At 66.9% G+C, this 18,310-nt stretch carries 9 protein-coding genes; all 9 read right to left on the reverse strand.

The window, feature by feature from the left end; genetic code table 11:
• Positions 1–10: 10 nt before the first annotated feature.
• The 9 genes from CA606_RS12990 to CA606_RS13030 all read right to left on the reverse strand — a co-directional run bounded on the left by CA606_RS12990 (position 11) and on the right by CA606_RS13030 (position 18,307).
• Positions 11–7,450, reverse strand: a complete 7,440-nt coding sequence (locus CA606_RS12990) for a beta strand repeat-containing protein (RefSeq protein WP_096050746.1) — start codon at positions 7,448–7,450, stop codon at positions 11–13.
• Positions 7,451–7,796: 346 nt separating this feature from the next.
• Entirely contained in the window at positions 7,797–10,100 is a 2,304-nt protein-coding gene (locus CA606_RS12995) for a glycoside hydrolase family 3 N-terminal domain-containing protein (RefSeq protein WP_096050745.1), read from the reverse strand.
• Between the two features lie 71 nt (positions 10,101–10,171).
• Entirely contained in the window at positions 10,172–11,518 is a 1,347-nt protein-coding gene (locus tag CA606_RS13000) for a dicarboxylate/amino acid:cation symporter (protein ID WP_096050744.1), read from the reverse strand.
• A 207-nt stretch (positions 11,519–11,725) separates the two neighbouring features.
• Positions 11,726–13,081: a sugar MFS transporter gene (locus CA606_RS13005; RefSeq protein ID WP_096050743.1), complete on the reverse strand. Its 1,356-nt coding sequence runs from the start codon at positions 13,079–13,081 to the stop codon at positions 11,726–11,728.
• Positions 13,078–13,122: a hypothetical protein gene (locus tag CA606_RS13010; RefSeq protein WP_181242902.1), complete on the reverse strand. Its 45-nt coding sequence runs from the start codon at positions 13,120–13,122 to the stop codon at positions 13,078–13,080. Before CA606_RS13010 ends, CA606_RS13005 begins: the two co-directional genes overlap by 4 nt.
• 306 nt (positions 13,123–13,428) lie before the next feature.
• Positions 13,429–15,345: a hypothetical protein gene (locus CA606_RS13015; RefSeq protein ID WP_096050742.1), complete on the reverse strand. Its 1,917-nt coding sequence runs from the start codon at positions 15,343–15,345 to the stop codon at positions 13,429–13,431.
• Positions 15,342–15,785, reverse strand: a complete 444-nt coding sequence (locus CA606_RS13020; protein WP_096050741.1) for a GtrA family protein — start codon at positions 15,783–15,785, stop codon at positions 15,342–15,344. The genes CA606_RS13015 and CA606_RS13020 overlap by 4 nt, the downstream gene beginning before the upstream one ends.
• Positions 15,782–17,281 carry an NAD(P)/FAD-dependent oxidoreductase gene (locus CA606_RS13025; RefSeq protein WP_096050740.1) on the reverse strand — a complete coding sequence of 500 codons (1,500 nt, stop codon included), beginning with the start codon at positions 17,279–17,281 and terminating at the stop codon, positions 15,782–15,784. Before CA606_RS13025 ends, CA606_RS13020 begins: the two co-directional genes overlap by 4 nt.
• A 240-nt stretch (positions 17,282–17,521) precedes the next feature.
• A complete protein-coding gene (locus CA606_RS13030; RefSeq protein WP_096050739.1) occupies positions 17,522–18,307 on the reverse strand; it encodes a hypothetical protein in 786 nt (261 codons plus the stop codon).
• Between the last annotated feature and the right edge of the window lie 3 nt (positions 18,308–18,310).

Here is an 18,310-nt window from a genome sequence, read left to right on the forward strand (position 1 = left end):
GACCTCAGGATCAGGTGACGGTCAGGTACGAAACGACCTGCGCGTCGCTCAGGCTTTGCACCTGAGTGGCGGTCAGGGCGTTGGCCTGGGTGCTGGTCATCGCCTCGATATTGGTGGTCGAGAGGTAGTCCAGCTGCGTCGTCGTCAAGCCCGGCAGCTGCGTGGTCTGCAGCTGTCCGATCCGGGTAGTGGTCAAGCTGTCGATCACCGTGGTGGTCAGTGCGCCAAGTTGCGTCGAGGTCAAGGCGCCGATCTGGGTGGCGTCGAGATCAGAGACGTCGGTTGAGCTGAGCCCCTTAAGCTGCGTGACGGACAGGCCCTTGATCTGGGTCGTCGTCAGGGCGGCGGTCTGGGTGGCGTCCAGGGCGGAGAGGTTGGTCGCCGACAGGGCCCCGAGCTGCTGCGTGCTGAGCGCGGCGATCTGGGTGTCGGCGAACTGGCCGATATCCGTCGTGGTCAGGCCGGCCAACTGGGTCGTGCCGATGCCCTTGACCTGGGTGCTCGTCAGCGCGCCCACCTGGGTGGCGTCCAGCGTCGAGAACGCCGTGACCGTCAGAGCGCCCAGCTGCGAGCCCGTCAGGGCGGACAGCTGAGTGGTGCTCAGTTGCTGCGCCTGGGTCGTGGCCAAGGCGCCGATGTGCGACGTGGTCAAAGCGCCGACCTGGGTGTCGGCCAGCTCGCCGATATCCGTGGTGGTCAGGCCCTTCACCTGGTCGACGCTGAGGCCCTTGATCTGCGTCACGGTCAACGCGCCCATCTGGGTGGCGTTCAGAGCCGACAGATTGGTCGTGGACAGCGCCAGCAACTGGCTGGGGACCAAGGCCGCGATCTGGGTGTCCGCCAGCTCACCGATGTCCGTGGTGGTCAGGCCCTTCAGCTGATCCACGGTCAGGCCCTTGACCTGCGTCGTGGTCAAGGCGGTGACCTGAGTGGCGTTCAGCGCCGAGACATTGGTCGACGACAGCGCCCCGATCTGGGCGGCGGTCAGGGCGGCCACCTGGGTGTCGGCCAGTTCACCGATATCGGTGGTGGTCAGGCCCTTAAGCTGCGTGGCCGTCATGCCCTTGAGCTGCGTGCTGCTCAGCGCCGCGACCTGCGTGCCGTTGAGAGTCGAGAAGCCGGTGGCCGTCAGCGCGCCCAGCTGGGTCGAGCTCAACGCCCCCACCTGCGTATCCGCCAGGTCGCCGATATTGGTGGTGCTCAGACCCGCCAGCTGGGCGACCGTCAGACCCTTGACCTGGGTCGTCGAGAGCGCGCCCACCTGGGTGGCGTCCAGAAGGCTGATGTTCGTGGCCGAGATCGCGCCGATCTGCGTGGCGGAGAGACCGCCGATCTGCGTGGTCGACAGCTCTTGCACCTGGGTCGAGGCCAGCGCCGCGACCTGGGCCGCGGAGAGCGCGCCGACTTGCGTCGCCGACAGCTCCTCGATGTCCGTGACCGACAGACCCTTCAGTTGCGTCGCCGACAGCGCCTGGATCTGCGTGTTGCTCAGCGCCGCGACCTGCGTATCGGCCAAGGCCGAGATGTTGGTCGCCGAGAGGTTCTTCAGCTGATCAGCGGTCAGGGCCGTGATCTGCGTGGTCGAGAACTCACTGACATCGATGGTGCTGAGGCCCTTCAGCTGATCGGCGGTCAGGCCCTTGATCTGGGTGGCGGTCAGCGCCGCGACCTGGGTGGCGTTCAGAGCCGAGAAGCCCGTGGCCGTCAGGGCGCCAAGTTGCGTCGCGCTGAGGGCGCCGACCTGGGTGTCGGCCAGATCGCCGACGTCGGTGGTCGTCAGGCCCTTCAACTGCGTGGCGGTGAGACCCTTGACCTGGGTCGTCGTCAGCGCCGCGGTCTGAGTGGCGTCCAGGGCCGAGAAGGCCGTGGCCGTCAGCGCGCCGAGTTGGGTCGCGCTGAGGGCGCCCACCTGGGTGTCCGCAAGCTGGCCAACGTCCGTCGTCGTCAGGGCGGTCAGTTGGCTGTTGGTCAGCCCCTTGACCTGGGTGGTCGTCAGGGCGCCCACCTGGGTCGCGTCCAGGGCCGAGAAGGCTTGGGTCGTCAGCGCGCCAAGCTGCGTTGCGCTCAGAGCGCCCAGCTGGGTGGTCGACAGGACCTGCGCCTGGGTCGTGGCCAGGGCCGCGAGCTGCGAGGTCTGCAGCGCCGCGATCTGGGTGTCGGCGAGGTCGCCAACATCCGTGGTGCTCAGCCCCTGGATCTGGGTGTTGGTCAGACCCTTGACCTGGGTCGAGGTCAGAGCCGCCGACTGGGTCGCCGACAGCGCCGAGATGTTGGTGGTCGACAGGTTCTTGATCTGGTCGGCGGTCAGGGCCGCCACCTGGGTGTCGGCCAGTTCGCCGATGTCGGTGGTCGACAGGTTCTTGAGTTGATCAGCCGTCAGACCCTTGACCTGGGTCGTGGTGAGCGCGCCCACCTGGGTTGCGTTCAGCGCCGAGAAGCCCGTCGTCGTCAGGGCCCCGATCTGCACTGCGGTGAGCGCCCCCAACTGGGTCGTCGCCAGCTCACCGATGTCGGTGGTGGTCAGTCCCTTCAGTTGGGTGGCCGTCAGACCCTTGACCTGCGTCTCGCTCAGAGCGCCGACCTGGGTGGCGTTGAGGGTCGAGAAGCCCGTCGCGGTCAGGGCGCCAAGCTGCGTGGCCGACAAGGCGCCAACCTGGGTGTCGGCCAAGTTGCCAACGCTTGTCGTCGACAGGTTCTTGAGCTGATCCGCCGTCAGGCCCTTGACCTGGGTGGTGCTGAGCGCACCGATCTGGGTGGCGTCGAGCTGGTTAAGGTTGGTCGTGGTGATCGCCGCCACCTGGGTGGCCGCCAGACCGCCGATCTGGGTGGTGGACAGCTCCTGAACCTGCGTAGTGGCCAGGGCGCCGATTTGCGCCGCAGAAAGCGCGCCGACCTGGGTCGCCGACAGCTCGTCGATATCGGTGACCGACAGGCCCTTCAGCTGGGTCGCCGAAAGCGCCTGGATCTGGGTGTTGGACAGCACCGCGACCTGAGTGTCGGCCAGGGCCGAGATGTTCGTCGCCGACAGGTTCTTGAGCTGATCGGCCGTCAGGGCCTGGATCTGGGTCGTCGAGAACTCGCCGATGTCGGTGGTCGTCAGACCCTTCAGCTGATCGGCGGTCAGACCCTTGACCTGGGTGGTGCTCAGAGCCGCCAGTTGCGTCTCATTCAGCGCCGAGAAGCCGGTCGCGGTGAGCGCGCCAAGCTGTGTCGAGGTCAACGCGGCCACCTGGGTGTCGGCCAGTTGGCCGATGTCGGTGGTGGTCAGGCCCTTCAGCTGGGTGGCGGTCAGCCCCTTGATCTGCGTGCTCGACAGCGCCGCCACCTGAGTGGCGTCCAGCGCCGAGAAGCCCGTGGGCGACAGCGCGCCAAGCTGGGTCGCGGTCAACGCGGCCACCTGGGTGTCGGCCAGTTCGCCGATGTCGGTCGTCGTCAGGCTCGTCAACTGGCTGGTCGTCAGACCCTTGAGTTGGGTCGCGTTCAGCGCGGAAACCTGGGTGGCGTCCCAGGCCGAGAACTTGGTCGGGCCAATGGCGCCGATCACGGTCGAGCTGAGACCCGAAATCTGCGTCGTCGTCAGATCCTGGACGTTCAGCGCCGTGATCTGCGCCGACGACAGGGCCGCGATCTGAGTATCGGCCAGGTCGCTGATGTCCGTCGTCGTCAGCCCGCCCAGTTGCGTGTTCGTCAGGCCCTTCAGCTGGGTGACGTTCAAGGCGGCCGTCTGGGTCGCGTCCAGCGCCGACAGGTTGGTCGACGACAGGTTCTTGATCTGATCGGCCGTCAGCGCGCCGATCTGGGTGTTGGCCAGTTCAGAGACGTCGGTGGTCGACAGGCCCTTGATCTGGTCGGCCGTGAGCCCCTTGATCTGGGTGACGGTAAGCGCGGCTACTTGGGTGGCGTCCAGCGCCGAGACGTTGGTCGCCGTCAAGGAGCCGATCTGCGCCGCCGAAAGCGCCGCGACCTGGGTGGTCGACAGCTCGGCGACGTCGGTGGTCGTCAGACCCTTGAGCTGCGTCGCCGTCACGCCCTTGATCTGGGTTTCGGTGAGCGCGCCGACCTGGGTGGCGTTCAGGGTCGAGAAGTTGGTCGCATTCAGAGCGCCCAGTTGGCTGGCCGAGAGCGCAGCCACCTGGGTGTCCGCAAGGTTGCCGACGTTTGTCGTCGTCAGCGCAGCCAGTTGGCCGTTCGTGACGCCCTTCACCTGCGTCGAGGTCAGCGCCCCGAACTGCGTGGCGTCCAGCAGGCTGAAGTTCGTGGCCGTGATCGCGCCGATCTGGGTCGAGGAGAGACCGCCGATCTGGGTCGTCGACAGCTCCTGCACCTGGGTCGAGGCCAGGGCCGTGATCTGGGCCGCCGACAGCGCCCCGACCTGAGTGGCCGACAGCTCTTCGATGTCGGTCGTGGTCAGGCCCTTCAGCTGCGTCGTCGAGAGCGCCTGGACCTGGGTGTTGCTCAGTGCGGTGATCTGCGTCTGGCTCAGCGCCGAAACGTTCGTCGCCGACAGGTTCTTGATCTGATCGGCGGACAGCGCTGCGACCTGAGTATCAGCCAGTTCGCCGACGTCCGTCGTCGTCAGGCCCTTGATCTGATCCGCGGTGAGACCCTTGACCTGGGTCGTGGTCAGCGCCGCGACCTGGGTTCCGTTCAAGGCCGAGAAACCGGTCGCCGTCAGCGCTCCGAGCTGGGTGGCGCTCAGTGCGCCCACCTGGGTGTCGCCGAGCTCGCCGATGTCGGTGGTCGTCAGCCCCTTCAGCTGGGTCGCGGTCAGGCCCTTGACCTGGGTCGTCGTCAGGGCGGCGGTCTGGGTGGCGTCCAGCGCCGAGAAGGCGGTGGGCGTCAGCGCGCCGATCTGGGTCGAGGCCAGCGCCGCCAGTTGCGTCGTCGCCAGTTCGCCGATGTCCGTCGTCGTCAACCCGCCGAGCTGAGCCGTGGTCAGGCCCTTGATCTGGGTTTCGTTGAGCGCCCCGACCTGGGTCGCGTCGAACGCCGAGAAGTTCGTCGCCGACAGGGCTCCCACTTGAGACGCGCTCAGAGCGCCGACCTGCGTGGTCGACAGGCTCTTCACATTGGTCAGGCTCAGCGCGGTGATCTGCGACGTGGCCAGAGCGGCGATCTGGGTGTCGGCCAACTCGCTGACGTCGGTGGTCGTCAGGCCTTGCAGCTGGGTCGTCGTAAGACCCTTGATCTGGGTGGCGTTCAACGCCGCAACCTGGGTCTGGCTAAGCGCCGAGACGTTGGTGGCCGAAAGATTCTTGATCTGATCGGCGGTCAGGGCCGCAATCTGGGTGTCGGCCAATTCGCCGATGTCGGTGGTCGACAGGCCCTTCAACTGATCGGCCGTCAGACCCTTGATCTGGGTGGTGGTCAAAGCCGCCGTCTGGGTGGCGTCCAGCGCCGACAGGTTGGTGGCCGTCAGCGCGCCCAGTTGCGCGGTCGACAGCGCCGCCAGTTGCGTGGTCGCCAGCTCGCCGATGTCGGTGGTGGTCAGCCCCTTGAGCTGCGTCGCGGTCAGGCCCTTGACCTGGGTCTCGCTCAGCGCGGTGACCTGAGTGCTGTTCAGGGTCGAGAAACCCGTCGCCGTCAGGGCGCCCAGCTGAGTCGACGACAGGGCGCCGACCTGGGTGTCCGCCAGGTTGCTGACATTGGTCGTCGTCAGCCCGGCCATCTGGGCGTTCGTCAGACCCTTGATCTGGGTGCTCGTCAGCGCGCCCAGTTGGGTCGCGTCAAGCAGGGCGAGGTTCGTCGGGGTCAGAGCCCCGACTTGCGCGGAAGACAGCCCGCCGATCTGAGTCGTCGACAGTTCCTGAACCTGCGTCGAGGCCAGTGAGCCGATCTGAGCCGTCGTCAGAGCGCCGACCTGCGTGGCCGACAGCTCCTCGATATCGGTGACCGACAGCCCCTTGAGCTGGGTCGTGGTGATCCCCGCGACCTGGGTGTTGGTCAGGGCCGAAACCTGGGTCTGGCTGAGCACCGAGACATTGGTCGCAGACAGGTTCTTCAGTTGGTCAGCAGACAGCGCCGCCACCTGGGTGTCGGCCAGTTCGCCGATGTCGGTGGTCGAAAGCCCCTTCAACTGGTCGGCCGTCAGACCCTTGATCTGAGTGACCGACAGCGCCGCGGCCTGGGTCGCGCTAAGCGCCGATACGTTGGTCGCCGTCACTCCGGCCAGCTGGCTGGTCGCCAGCGCGCCGATCTGGGTGTCGGCCAACTCGCCGATATCCGTCGTCGTCAGGCCCTTTAGCTGGGTCGTCGTCAGGCCCTTGACCTGCGTCGTCGACAGCGCCGCCACCTGAGTGGCGTCCAGCGCCGAGAAGGCGCTCGCCGAGAGGGACCCAAGCTGCGTCGCCGACAGCGCCGCGATTTGGGTGTCAGCAAGCTCACCGATGTCGGTCGTGGTCAGCGCGCCCAGTTGAGCGGCGGTCAAACCCTTGATCTGGGTCTCGTTCAAGGAGCCCACTTGGGTGGCGTTCAACGCCGAGAAATTCGTGGCGCCCAGGGCCGCGACCTGGGTCGAGGCCAACACCGCCAACTGGGTCGTCGAAAGCTGCTGGGTCTGGGTGGTGGCCAGAGCGCCGATCTGCGCCGTGCTCAGGGCGCCAACCTGCGTGTCGGCCAGCTCGCCGATGTCGGTGGTCGACAGACCCTTGATCTGGTCAACGGTCACGCCCTTGACCTGGGTCACGGACAGCGCGCCGACCTGAGTGGCGCTCAGCGCCGAGAAGTTCGTCGCCGACAGCGCTCCGACCTGGGCGGCGGAGAGCGCGCCGACCTGGGTCGTCGCCAACTCGCCGATATCGGTGGTGTTCAGACCCTTCAGTTGGGTCGTCGAGAGCGCCGCCACCTGGGTGGTGCTGAGCGCTCCCACCTGCGTCGCGTCCAGCGCCGACAGGTTGGTGACGCTGAGGGCGGCGACGCGATCAGCCGCAAGCGCGCCGACTTGCGTCCCGGCCAGTTCGCCGATGTCGGTGGTGGTCAGCCCCTTGATCTGGCTGGCCGTCAGCCCCTTGACCTGGGTCTCGTTCAGTTGGCCGACCTGGGTGGTGTCGAAGCCCGAGAAATTGGTCGCCGAGAGCGCGCCAAGCTGCGTCGCGCTGAGGACGGCGATGTGGGAGGTGTCGAGCGACGCCAGTTGAGTGGAGGTGAGCGCCGAAACCTGCTGGGTGGAAAGTTGGGTCAGCTGCGTGACGTCGAAAACCACCGACGTCGCGAACTTCGGGATCTGGGTCGCCGTCAGCGCCTTGACCTGCGTGGTCGATAGCGCGGCGACCTGGGTGTCGGCGAGCGCGCCGATACCGGTCGCGCTGATCGCGGCGATCTGGGTGCCGTTGAGGGACTGGATGTCCGTCGTCGTCAGCCCCTGGATCGCGGTGGCCGACAGCGCGGAGATCTGCGCGGCGGAAAGACTGGAGATCGCCATTGGTCCATCCTTGCTGGTGGACGCCCCCAACGCGCGTCCGAGCAATGCGAAGGCGCCCGATACGCAAGCGCCCCAATGCAGCCACACTAGGCTACACCGTGGTAACCATATTTCCTTTCCAAGACCTTTCAACGAGACACGCGGCCGCAGATCGACATTGTTCCCCGGCGCAACCAGAAGAACTCATCGAGCGACAGCCAGAAACTGGAAAAACCCTTTTAGGTCAAAGCCTCAGACCATCCAGGCTTCGCAACGCGCCAATACCTGTAGCCAGCCGATCTCTTACCGGGCGACTAATATTCGTGGTCAAGTCGCCTGCGCGAGGCGCGATCGAGGCGCCCCGCCCCGCGCTTTGGTTAAGACCCTGATTCGGGGATCACTCCCGATTGGGCGGCAAAAGTTCGAAGCCGCCCACCAGACCGTCAACGCAGGAGTTGGCGACCCAGACGTCGAAAAGCCCCGGCTCGACGATCCAATAGTCATTGTCGCCGACGAACATCAGGTTTTCCCGTTTGAGTTCGAACCGCACTTCATGCGCGGCGCCGGGGGGCAGAGCGACACGCTGGAAGCCTTTCAACTCGCGCACCGGACGCGTGCGGCTGGCGACCCGATCGCGGATGTACAGCTGCACCACGTGTTCGCCGTGAACTTGCCCCGTGTTCTGAACCTTGGCGCTGATGCGCAGCGTCTCATCCCATCCCAGTCGGGTCGCGCTGAGCTTGAGGTCGGACAGTGCGAAACCGGCGTAGCCCAGCCCGAACCCGAAGGGATAGAGCGCATCGTTACGGATCGACCGCCAGCGCGCCTTGTATTCCTGGGCGTTTGGATCGGCGGGCGCCGGACGTCCGGTGGAGCGGCTGTTGTAGAAGAAGGGCTGTTGTCCGCTGTCGAGCGGGAAGCTGACCGGTAGTCGGCCGGACGGGTTGACCGTCCCGAACAGCACATCGGCCACCGCGTTACCCATCTCGCTGCCTAGGAACCAGGTCGCCACGATGGCGGGAGCATCCCGGACGACGCCTTCCAGGGCGATGGCTCGACCATGGCGCAACAGGACGACCACCGGTTTGCCCGTGGCGGCGATCGCCTCGGCCAGACGCTGCTGGACCGCGGGAATGCGAATGTCGGTGCGCGACTTGGCCTCGCCGGTCATGTCCTGGCTTTCGCCGACCGCCAGCAGGACGATATCGGCGGCCTGCGCGGCGGCGACCGCGCGCTCGAAGCCGCCGGCGATGGTGGTCTCGACTTCGCAGCCGCGCTCGACGATGAGGCTGGCGGGATCCGCCATCTGGGCGCGCAGGCCAGTGGCGAGGTCCACGTTCAGCCTGCGATCGGCGAAGAAGCCGCCCCAGGCGCCCAGCACGTTGTCGCGGTCATCGGCGAACGGCCCGATCAAGGCCAGCCGCTTGCCCACCTTCGGCAGGGGCAGCAGGTTCTGGTCGTTCTTCAGCAGCACGATCGAGCGAGCGCCGGATTCGCGGCTGAGCGCGCGCATCGCGGGCGTGGCGGTGTGCTTGCGCTCGACCTCGGGATCCAGAGACCGATACGGGTTGTCGAAGAGGCCGATGGCCTCCTTCAACGCCAGGACGCGCCGGACAGCCTGGTCCACGGCCTCGACGGGCACCGCGCCGGAAGCGACCAGTTCAGGCAGATAGCGGATGTAGAGACCGCTCTGCATGCTGATGTCGATGCCCGCCAGAAGGGCCAGTCGGGCGGCGTCGCGATCGTCGGCCGCATAGCCGTGCGCCACCAGCTCCTGGTCGGCGGTGTAGTCCGAGATCACGACCCCCTTGAAGCCCCACTCCCCGCGCAGCACGTCGGTCAGCAAGCGACGATTGGCGGTGGCCGGAACGCCGTTGATGTCGTTGAAGGCCGACATCGTCGTCATCGCCCCGGCGGCGAACGACGCCTGGAACGGCGGCAAGTGCGTCTCGCGCAGCGTCGCCTCGGACATCTCGACCGCGTTGTACTCCATGCCCGCCATCACCGCGCCATAGCCGGCGAAGTGCTTGGGCGTCGCCAGCATGCTGTCGTCAGCCTTCAGGTCACGTCCCTGGAAGCCTCGCACGCGGGCGGCGGCCATGACTTCGCCCAGATAGACGTCCTCGCCCGAGCCTTCGGCCACGCGCCCCCAGCGCTGATCGCGCGCCACGTCGACCATCGGCGCGAACGTCCAGTGAAGGCCCGACGCCGAGGCTTCGACCGCCGCCGCCCGCGCCGTCCGCTCGGCCAGGTGCGGATCGAAACTGGCCGCCTCGGCCAGCGAGATGGGGTAGACGGTCCGGAAGCCGTGAATGACGTCGGCGGCGAACAGCAGCGGGATCTTCAGGCGCGAACCTTCGACCGCCGCCTTCTGGGTCTCGAGCGCGGCCTGGGCGCCGACGCCGTTCATCAGCGTCCCGATCCGTCCCGCCTTGATCTCGGCCGTCAGCGTCTGGGCGTTGCGGATATTGACCAGCGGATTGATGTCGCCGATCGGCGGGCGGATCATGTCGGCGAAGCACGAAAGCTGGCCGGCCTTCTCCTCGAGGGTCATCTGGGCCAGCAGGGCCTCGATACGCCCCGAAGCCCGCGCGAAGGCCGGGGGCGCCGTCACGGCCAGACCCGCCAGCGCCCCTGCGCCAGACAGGAATCCGCGTCGGCTCGGCCCCACGGGGCCGCCGGTCTTCGTCTTCAAAACCATGGAATCCCCCGGCGACGCTTCACGAGGCGGGCAAACTCGCCGCTAAAGCGTCACCGTGCAACCGCGCTCGCCTATTCGGCCGCGTGGAGCACGGCGGCGGGCGACGCGCCTGGAGCGTTGTAGGCCTCAAGGTCGAGGATGCCCTCGCGCTTGGCCACCAGGGTCGGGACCAGCGCCTGCCCCGCGACGTTCACCGCCGTGCGGCCCATGTCCAGGATCGGGTCGATGGCCAGCAAAAGCCCCGCCCCTTCCAGCGGCAGGCCCAGGGTGGACAGGGTCAGGGTCAGCATCACCATCGCGCCGGTCAGCCCCGCTGTCGCCGCCGAGCCGATCACCGACACGAAGACGATCAGCAGATAGTCTGACCAGACCAGATGCACCCCAAAGAACTGGGCGACAAAGATCGCGGCGATGGCCGGATAGATGGCCGCGCAGCCGTCCATCTTGGTGGTCGCGCCCAGCGGCACGGCGAAGGCGGCGTAGGCGCGCGGTACGCCCAGACGCGTCTCGGTGATGGTTTCAGTCACCGGCAGTGTGCCGATGGACGAGCGCGACACAAAGGCCAGTTGGATCGCCGGCCAGGCGCCCTGGAAGAAGCGGATCGGGTTCAGGCCGTTCAGCGCCAGCAAGGCCGGATAGACGACCAGCAACACGAGGCCTAGCCCCGCATAGATGGCCACGGTGAACGCGCCCAACTGCCCCAGGGTCGTCCAGCCGTACTGGGCGACGGCGTTGCCAAACAGACCCACCGTACCGATCGGCGTCAGGCGGATCACCCACCACAGCACCTTGCGCACAATGGCCAGGGCCGAGGCGTTGAACTTCAGGAACGCTTCGCCCGCCTCGCCGACCTTGAGGGCTGCGACGCCGGTGACCAGCGAGATGACCACGATCTGCAGGACGTTGAACGACAGCGACGTACTGGCCGCCCCCGCGTCGGAGATCTTCGTCGAGGCGGCGATGCCCAGGATGTTCACGGGCACGAGACCCGTCAGGAAATCTAGCCACGAGCCATGCGTCTTGGGCGCCTTGGCGGCGGCGGCGTCGAGGCTGGCGTGCAGACCAGGCTGGAGGACGAGGCCCAAGGCGATCCCGATCAGCACCGAGATCAGGGCCGTGACCGCGAACCAGAACAGCGTCCGCCACACCAGGCGCGCGGCGTTCTGCATCTGGGCGATGTTGGCGATGCTGGCGACGATCGCGGTGAACACCAGCGGCGGGACCAGGACCCGCAACAGCTGGATGAAGATCTGCCCCACCTGACGCAGGGTCTCCGCCAAGGCGTAGCCGCCCTGCCCTTCGGCCGGCCCCCAGTAGCGAGCCAGCAGCCCCAGGCCCAAGCCCGCGACCATGGCGATCAGGACCTGGGCCCCGAACCCGCTGATGAAGCGGCTGCTCTTGGTCTGCGTGGCGGCCATGACATTCCTCGACAATCGTATCGCCGTGCAATGTCGTGCCGCGTGATGGGAATTACGAGCGAGGTTTTTCCCAGGGCGCCCCCAGGAAATCTGAAGCGCCTGAAAGCGTGGCGCTCTCGACGTTGGCGCCCCGCACATCGCCTCAAAAAAGAACCCCGGGAGGACGAACCTCCCGGGGGCGCTTGCAGGGCAGTCTCAGGCGAAGGGCTAGTGGCCGCTGGCCACGCCCTCCTGGATCTCGTGGGTCGGGGCCTTCTTGGCGACCAGGGCGAACCACAGGACGTAGACGTAGCAGACCAGCGGGGCCGCAAAGCCCATGGCCATCGAACCGGTCATCTCTTCGATCTTGGCGAAGGCCAACGGCAGGAAGGCGCCGCCGACGATGGCCATGCAAAGCAGGCCAGAGGTCGCCGAGGTCGGCGCCGACGAGCGCTGCAGGGTCAGGGTGAAGATCGTCGGGAACATGATCGAGTTGAACAGGCCGATCAGCAGCGCCGCAAAGGCCGGGATCAGGCCCGAGGTCACCGGGGCCGAGGCCAGCAGCAGGTTCACCGTGCCGGCGTGGGCCGAAGGCGTCATGTCCTTGGTCAGGATCACGACCAGGCACAGGCCGATCGCGCCCACGGCCACGATGGCCAGCATGACGTAGTCCTTGATGGTCTTCAGCAGGGCCGAGCCGGCGAAGCGGCCGATCATGGCGAAGACCATGTAGAAGGTCGTGAGCTTGCCCGCTTGCTCCGCAGAGATGTCGAGGATGTGCGACTGCTCAAGGAACAGCAGCAGGTGCAGCGAGATCGCCACCTCGGCGCCGACATAGAGGAAGATGCCGATCGCGCCGAGGTTCGCCCACTTGGACGTCAGGGCGGTGAACGGATTGACCAGTTGGCCGGTCTTGGGGGCGGCGTCGGTGATCTTCTGGCGGACCATGAAGATCAGCAGTATGAACAGCGCCAGACCCAGGCCGATGGCCAGATAGACGTTGCTGACAAAGCCCAGCGCCTGCTCGCGCATGGCGTCGGTGATCACGACGTCCTTCTCGAAGATCTCGCCCTTGAGCAGGAAGTTCGCGCCGAACCACAGGCCGCAGGCCGCGCCCAGCGAGTTGAAGGCCTGCGACAGGTTCAGGCGGAACGAGGATTCCTCGGGCTTGCCCATCGAGGCGATCAGCGGGTTGGCCGCGACCTGCAGCAGCGTGACGCCCGAAGCCATCACGAACAGGCCCACCAGGAAGACGCCGAAAGTGTGCAGCTTGGCCGCGGCGATGGCGATGAAGCAGCCGGCGACGATGCCGCCCAGGCCCACCATCACCGAGCGGGCGTAGCCCAGCTTGGACAGGAACGCCGCCGACGGCAGCGACATGATCCCGTAGGCGATGAAGAAGGCGAAGCCCGTCAGGCTGGCCTCGACCGGCGTCAGGGTGAAGACCGTCTTCATAGTCTTCAGCAGCGGGTCGAGCAGGTTGGTGACCAGCGCCCAGATGAAGAACAGGCAGGTCACGTAGACGACGGCGAGTTTGACGCCCCCGCCCTTGGTCGTGGATTTCGCGATCGCGGAGTCGGTCATTGGCCGACACCTCCGAGGTCGAACGTCAGGAACGCAATCACTGCACCACTCCCTAGTGACGATGTGTCAAATCCGTCTTCGCGCGGATGCCGCATTCACCGGAAACGTGACAACGTTGTCAACCATATGTGTGATTTTTCGATGTTTTCGAGCGCCGCCTACGGAACTTCCGCGGCCCGTTTGGCTTGTTCAAGCGAACGGGAAATCACCATGTCGGTCCTGGCGATCCTAACGATTTCGAGCCTTTTTGGTCTGGCGGCGATTGTCGTGCTGGCCGACGCCTTCGTGCATTTCGTCTGCTGGGGCGCAAGCCTCCTGGAGGCTCCCCGCGCAACCGTCGAGCCGGCTCAGGCGCCCCGACACGGAATCACCGCGTAGCGACGCGCGGTCATCCAGCGACGGCCCGCCGCGTCCGTCAGATCCTCGGCATAGGCCGCCTTGGGGGACCACGTCCGCGCCCCAAGACGAGGGTCCAGAGCCCCCTCCCCGTCCCAGAGCGGCGACACGATCCACGCCGGCGCGTCGGAGGCCGCGCAGAAGGCTAGGACCTTTTCCAGCCTGGGCGTCGGCGGCTTGAGCGCGTCCATCATCAGCGGGCGGATCCAGTCGCGTCCCGCAAGGCCGGCGGCCTCGACCCGCGCCACCCGATCATGCAGCGCCATCGCCAGCGGACGCGAAAACACCACCCCCGCGCTCTGAACCTTGCTGATCCAGCTGGGCCGGCCGGCGACAATCCACGGCTCGACATCGCCCGCCAGCCAGAGAACCTCGCCCGGTCTGGCGGAGATCAGCGAGACCAAGGCGGGATCACGGCCGATGTCACGCTGGCGGATATAGGCCGATCGGTCGTCCCAGAGCAGGGCCGCCAACAGCCCGACCAGCAGCAGACCGCCAAGCCGCAAGGACCGGCTGGGCGCTGGCCATGACCTCGCCATCCAGAGACCAACTGCGCCTGCGATCAGCAGGGCCGGCAGGTCGCTGGCCCAGACCAGGCCCTGACTGAAGGGCCAGACTTCCGGCAGACGGGCCAGGGTTTCGCGCAAAGCGTAGCTTCGCAGCGCCCCGTAGCCCACCAGCGCCGCAGCGAGAACACCGACCGCGACCGCGCCATAAAGTCTGGGCCGCGACAGTCGGGCCCGATCGCCCAGCAGCAGGAACGCCAGGCCGACCGGCGCGGCCAGCAGCCCAAGATCGCCGATGCCCCGAACCATCCAGGCCATGCCCAGAAACGCCAGGCCGATCAGGCCCATCGCGCCCTTCTTGGGGGCCTCGACGCAGACCAGAGCCAGACCGATCGTGGCCAGCACCGCCAACGGCTGCAGCGTGCGCCAGGTCTGGGCCTGTAGGAAGAGCAGCAGCGACAGGTGGTCGGCCAGCAATGCGCTCGCCGCCACCCCCGCCAGTCCGGCCGCCAGCGCGCCCAGCGCCAGCCGGCGGGGCGCGCCCGTCAGCAGGGACGCGGCCGCGGCGAGCGTACAGGCCTGTACGGTCAGGCGCCCCCAGGTCTCGGCCGACCAAAGCGATGGAAACAGGATCGGACTGCGGGTCTCGACGATCGCTCGCCAGGCGGGGTCCATGACCGTGACGATACGGTCAGCCAGGGGCAGACGCAGAACGCCCGCGATCACCGCGACGCCCAGCGCCACAAGGCCCGCCCAGAGCCAGCGACGATCTTCCAGACCGATCGCCAGCCCTATGGCGGCGGCCGCGCACAGGCCCATGATCGGATGAAACAGCATGCCCAGGGCGCAAGCGCTCAAGGCCAGGATACGCCGCCCCGACAGATAGCTGGCCATGCCCAAGAGGCCCGCCGCCTCGGCCAGTCCGCGCGGGGTGGCGTAGGGCTCGCCAAAGCCGATGACGTTCATTGCGCCATAGAGCGGCGGCAGGATCGCGGCGAAGACCAGGGCGGCCCAGCGTTCGCCTGGGGGACGATCGGCGAGCAGCCGCTCGATCAACAGCGCCAGGGCCGCGAACCACAGCAGGAGCGTGACGACGACGATCGCCAGGGTCGCCCCGGAGACGCCCAGCACCGCGATCAGCCGCGCCAACAGAGGCGTGTAGAGACTGAAGCCGAACTGGCCGTCGTGAACGAAGATCAGGTCGCGCCCGACCCCACCGGGGTCCAGCTTGGCCATGGCGTCGCCGACATAGAGGCGACCGTCGTGGTGGACGCCCGGAAACGGACGGCTGAGCAGGAACAGGCCGAACGCCGCCAGCCAGCCAAGCCAGCGGCTGTCAGCGAAACGTCCTAGTCCGTTCACGACCCGGCGATGTCGGCGCGCGGCGCTCGGAACAGCAGCGCCCGGCGGACGGTGAAGTTGAACAGGAAGACCAGGCAAGCCGTGGGGCCCTTGGCCGACGCCGGCGCCATCCCGAAGGCCTCGACGCAGACGATCATCAGCCCTTGCGTCAGCAGCAGACCCGCCAGGCCCACGCCCAGGAAGCCGGTGAACTCACGCCAGCGATCGGCGATCGGACGGTGCGCGAAGACGACGCGGATCGACAGGACGTAGGCCACGCCGATGCCGAAGGAGAAACCAACGCCCGACGCCACCAGATAGTCGACGCCCATCCAGGTCAGCAGAACCAGAAGCCCCCAGTCGACCGCCAGCGCCGCAGCGCTGACCAGCCCATAGAGGATCAGCTCCCGAAAGCCCTCCGGCAGGAGGCGCCAGATCGGTCCGGCCAGGGTGAAGATCATGCGGCCACCTTGGTCGGCACGGCGCGCTCGCTGCGCAAGGCCTCACGGGCGCCGGAGACGCCGGCCTCGCCGTATTCGGCGTCCTCGTTGACCTCCCATACGTCGTGGATGATTTCGCCGGCGATGATGTTCTCGGCCGTCAGCAGGCCGGTCATCATGGCGTGGTCCTGGTTGTTGTACTTGTGCATGCCGTTGCGCCCCACCAGGTGCAGGCCCGGGAAGTGCATCTTCAGGTCCAGCCGGACCATCTTCACGTGCTCGGCGTAGGCGTCGTCATAGACGGGATAGGCCTTGTGCTGGCGCACCACGCAGGCGTCGTAGACGTCCGCCGGCTCCATCAAGCCGATCTTGCCGATCTCGCGCTTGGCCTGGGTGATCAGGTCCTCGTCCGAGGTCGTCCAGAGGCCGTCGCCCTCGAAGCAGAAATATTCCAGCCCCAGGCACGTCGAGACGCCGTCCGGGATCATCTCCGGCGACCACGAGCGGAAGTTCTGCACGCGGCCGACCTTCACCGACGGGTCGTGGATGTAGATCCAGTTGTCCGGCAGCTCCTTTTGCGGCTTGCCGATCAGCACCACGGTGATGAAGTCGCGGTACATCAGCTCGCCGGCGTGGAAGACGCTGATCGGGGTCGGGCTGATCGACTGCATCAGCTCGCGGATCGGCGCGGACGAGACGACCTGATCGGCGGTGTAGATCTCGGTCTTGCCGTCGGCGCAGGTGACCGCGACGGTCCAGATCTTGGCCATCTTGTCGTAGTGCAGGCCGTCGACCTTGCGGCCCATGCGGACGTCGCCGCCCAGGGCCATGATCTTGTCGGCGCAGGCCTCCCACATCATGCCGGGGCCCTTGCGGGGATAGCGGAAGCTCTCGATCAGGGTCTTGGGTCCGCCCTCGGCCGCCTTGCCGCGCAGGCCGAGCGAGCGCTTGACGCCGTCGATGATCGCCGCGCCCAGGTCCAGGCCCTTGATCCGCTGGCTGGCCCAGTCGGCCGAGATCTCATCGCAGCTCATGCCCCACACCTTCTCGGTGTAGGTCTTGAAGAAGATCGAGAACAGCTTCTCGCCGAACTGGTTGCGCACCCACTGGTGGAAGGTGGTCGGGGCCGCGATCGGGTTCAGCTTGGCCCAGCCGAACGAGGCCATGCACTTGGCGGCCGTCCATACGCCCAGGTTGGCCAGGGCCTCGAAGGCCTTCAGCGGATAGGCGTAGAACTTCTCGCGGTAATAGATGCGCGACAGGCGCGGCCGGTCGATGAAATCGTCGGGCAGAATCTCGTTCCAGAGGTCGACGATTTCCTTGCTCTTCGAGAAGAACCGGTGACCGCCGATGTCGAACTTGAAGCCCTTGTAGTCGACGGTCCGACTGATGCCGCCGACATAGGTCGCGTCCATCTCCAGCACGGTCACGCCGCGCCCGGCCTTGGCCAGGGTATAGGCGGTGGTCAGGCCGGCCGGACCGGCCCCGATCACCAGGGTTTCCACGTGCTGGCCCATGCGGCCCCCTCCAATCCCATTCCAGTACAGGATGGCCCGGGATGGTTAAGGCGATGTACTCACGCGTGGTGAATCTCGGTTAATCGCCGCAGCGAGACGATTGGTCGCGGGCCGCGGAGCTCCAATCCTCCCCCAGCGGGGGAGGTGTCGGCGTAGCCGACGGAGGGGGAAGTCCTGCGCCTCGCCTCTTCCCCCGCCGGCGCTTCGCGCCACCTCCCCCGCTGGGGGGAGGATTATGGCCTACCGATAGCCCAGTAGCGCCCGCAGGCCCGGAGCATGGAAGTCCACCACCCGCTTGTGGGTGTCTGACAACACCTTGGGCACCTCGACCGTGACCTTGAGGTTCTCGCGGGCGGTGCGGCTTTCCTTAGGGTCGGCGCCGACCTCGACCCGCTCGCGCCAATCGGCGGGCAGGTCCAGGCCGCAGTCGGCCAGCAGCTGGCGGAAAAAGGCCTCGGCGCGCTTGGAACCGAGATCCTTTAGGTTCTCGACGATGTCCTCGTAACGCACGACCACGGCGCTTGAGCCCATCCAGGCCACGGCGTTCATGCTGAAGACGTCCTTCAGGTCCGGTACGCGGCCGTGGGCGCCCAGGATCATCATCATGATGACGTCCTCGACCGCCGCACCGCCGTTCTTGATGTGCTCGAGGTTCCCCTGGAACTCGTCGGACAGATAGAAGCGCGCCCGCGCCAGAACCCAGTCATAGGGATCGCGCACCAGGACGATGTGACGGGTGTCGCGCAAGGCCACCGCCGCCTCGTCCGAGAACAGCATGTGCCCCCAGCTGATCATCGGCTTGTCGGCCACGAAGGCGTCGCGGCTGCGCGACAGCAGGGCGTGCTGGATATACTCGCGCCGCCAGTGCTGATCGGGATCGACGAACATCCGCAGGATGTTGCGGATCAGATGGGTGCCCGCCTTGGGGACGCTGTTGAGGAACACCGACCGGGTCAGCTGCGCGCGTTCGAAACGCTGGCCGATCTCGTCGAGATTGTCGGGCTTGCCCCGGATGATGGCGTTCACGCG

The sequence above is a fragment of the Caulobacter vibrioides genome, assembly GCF_002310375.3.
Classification (GTDB): Bacteria; Pseudomonadota; Alphaproteobacteria; order Caulobacterales; family Caulobacteraceae; genus Caulobacter; species Caulobacter vibrioides_D.

Excerpts from the sequence above, each read along its gene's own strand:
- CA606_RS13020 (WP_096050741.1), bottom strand. The coding sequence starts at position 15,785 with ATGATCTTCACCCTGGCCGGACCGATCTGGCGCCTCCTGCCGGAGGGC.
- CA606_RS13005 (WP_096050743.1), bottom strand. The coding sequence starts at position 13,081 with ATGACCGACTCCGCGATCGCGAAATCCACGACCAAGGGCGGGGGCGTC.
- CA606_RS13000 (WP_096050744.1), bottom strand. The coding sequence starts at position 11,518 with ATGGCCGCCACGCAGACCAAGAGCAGCCGCTTCATCAGCGGGTTCGGG.
- CA606_RS13025 (WP_096050740.1), bottom strand. The coding sequence starts at position 17,281 with ATGGGCCAGCACGTGGAAACCCTGGTGATCGGGGCCGGTCCGGCCGGC.
- CA606_RS12995 (WP_096050745.1), bottom strand. The coding sequence starts at position 10,100 with ATGGTTTTGAAGACGAAGACCGGCGGCCCCGTGGGGCCGAGCCGACGC.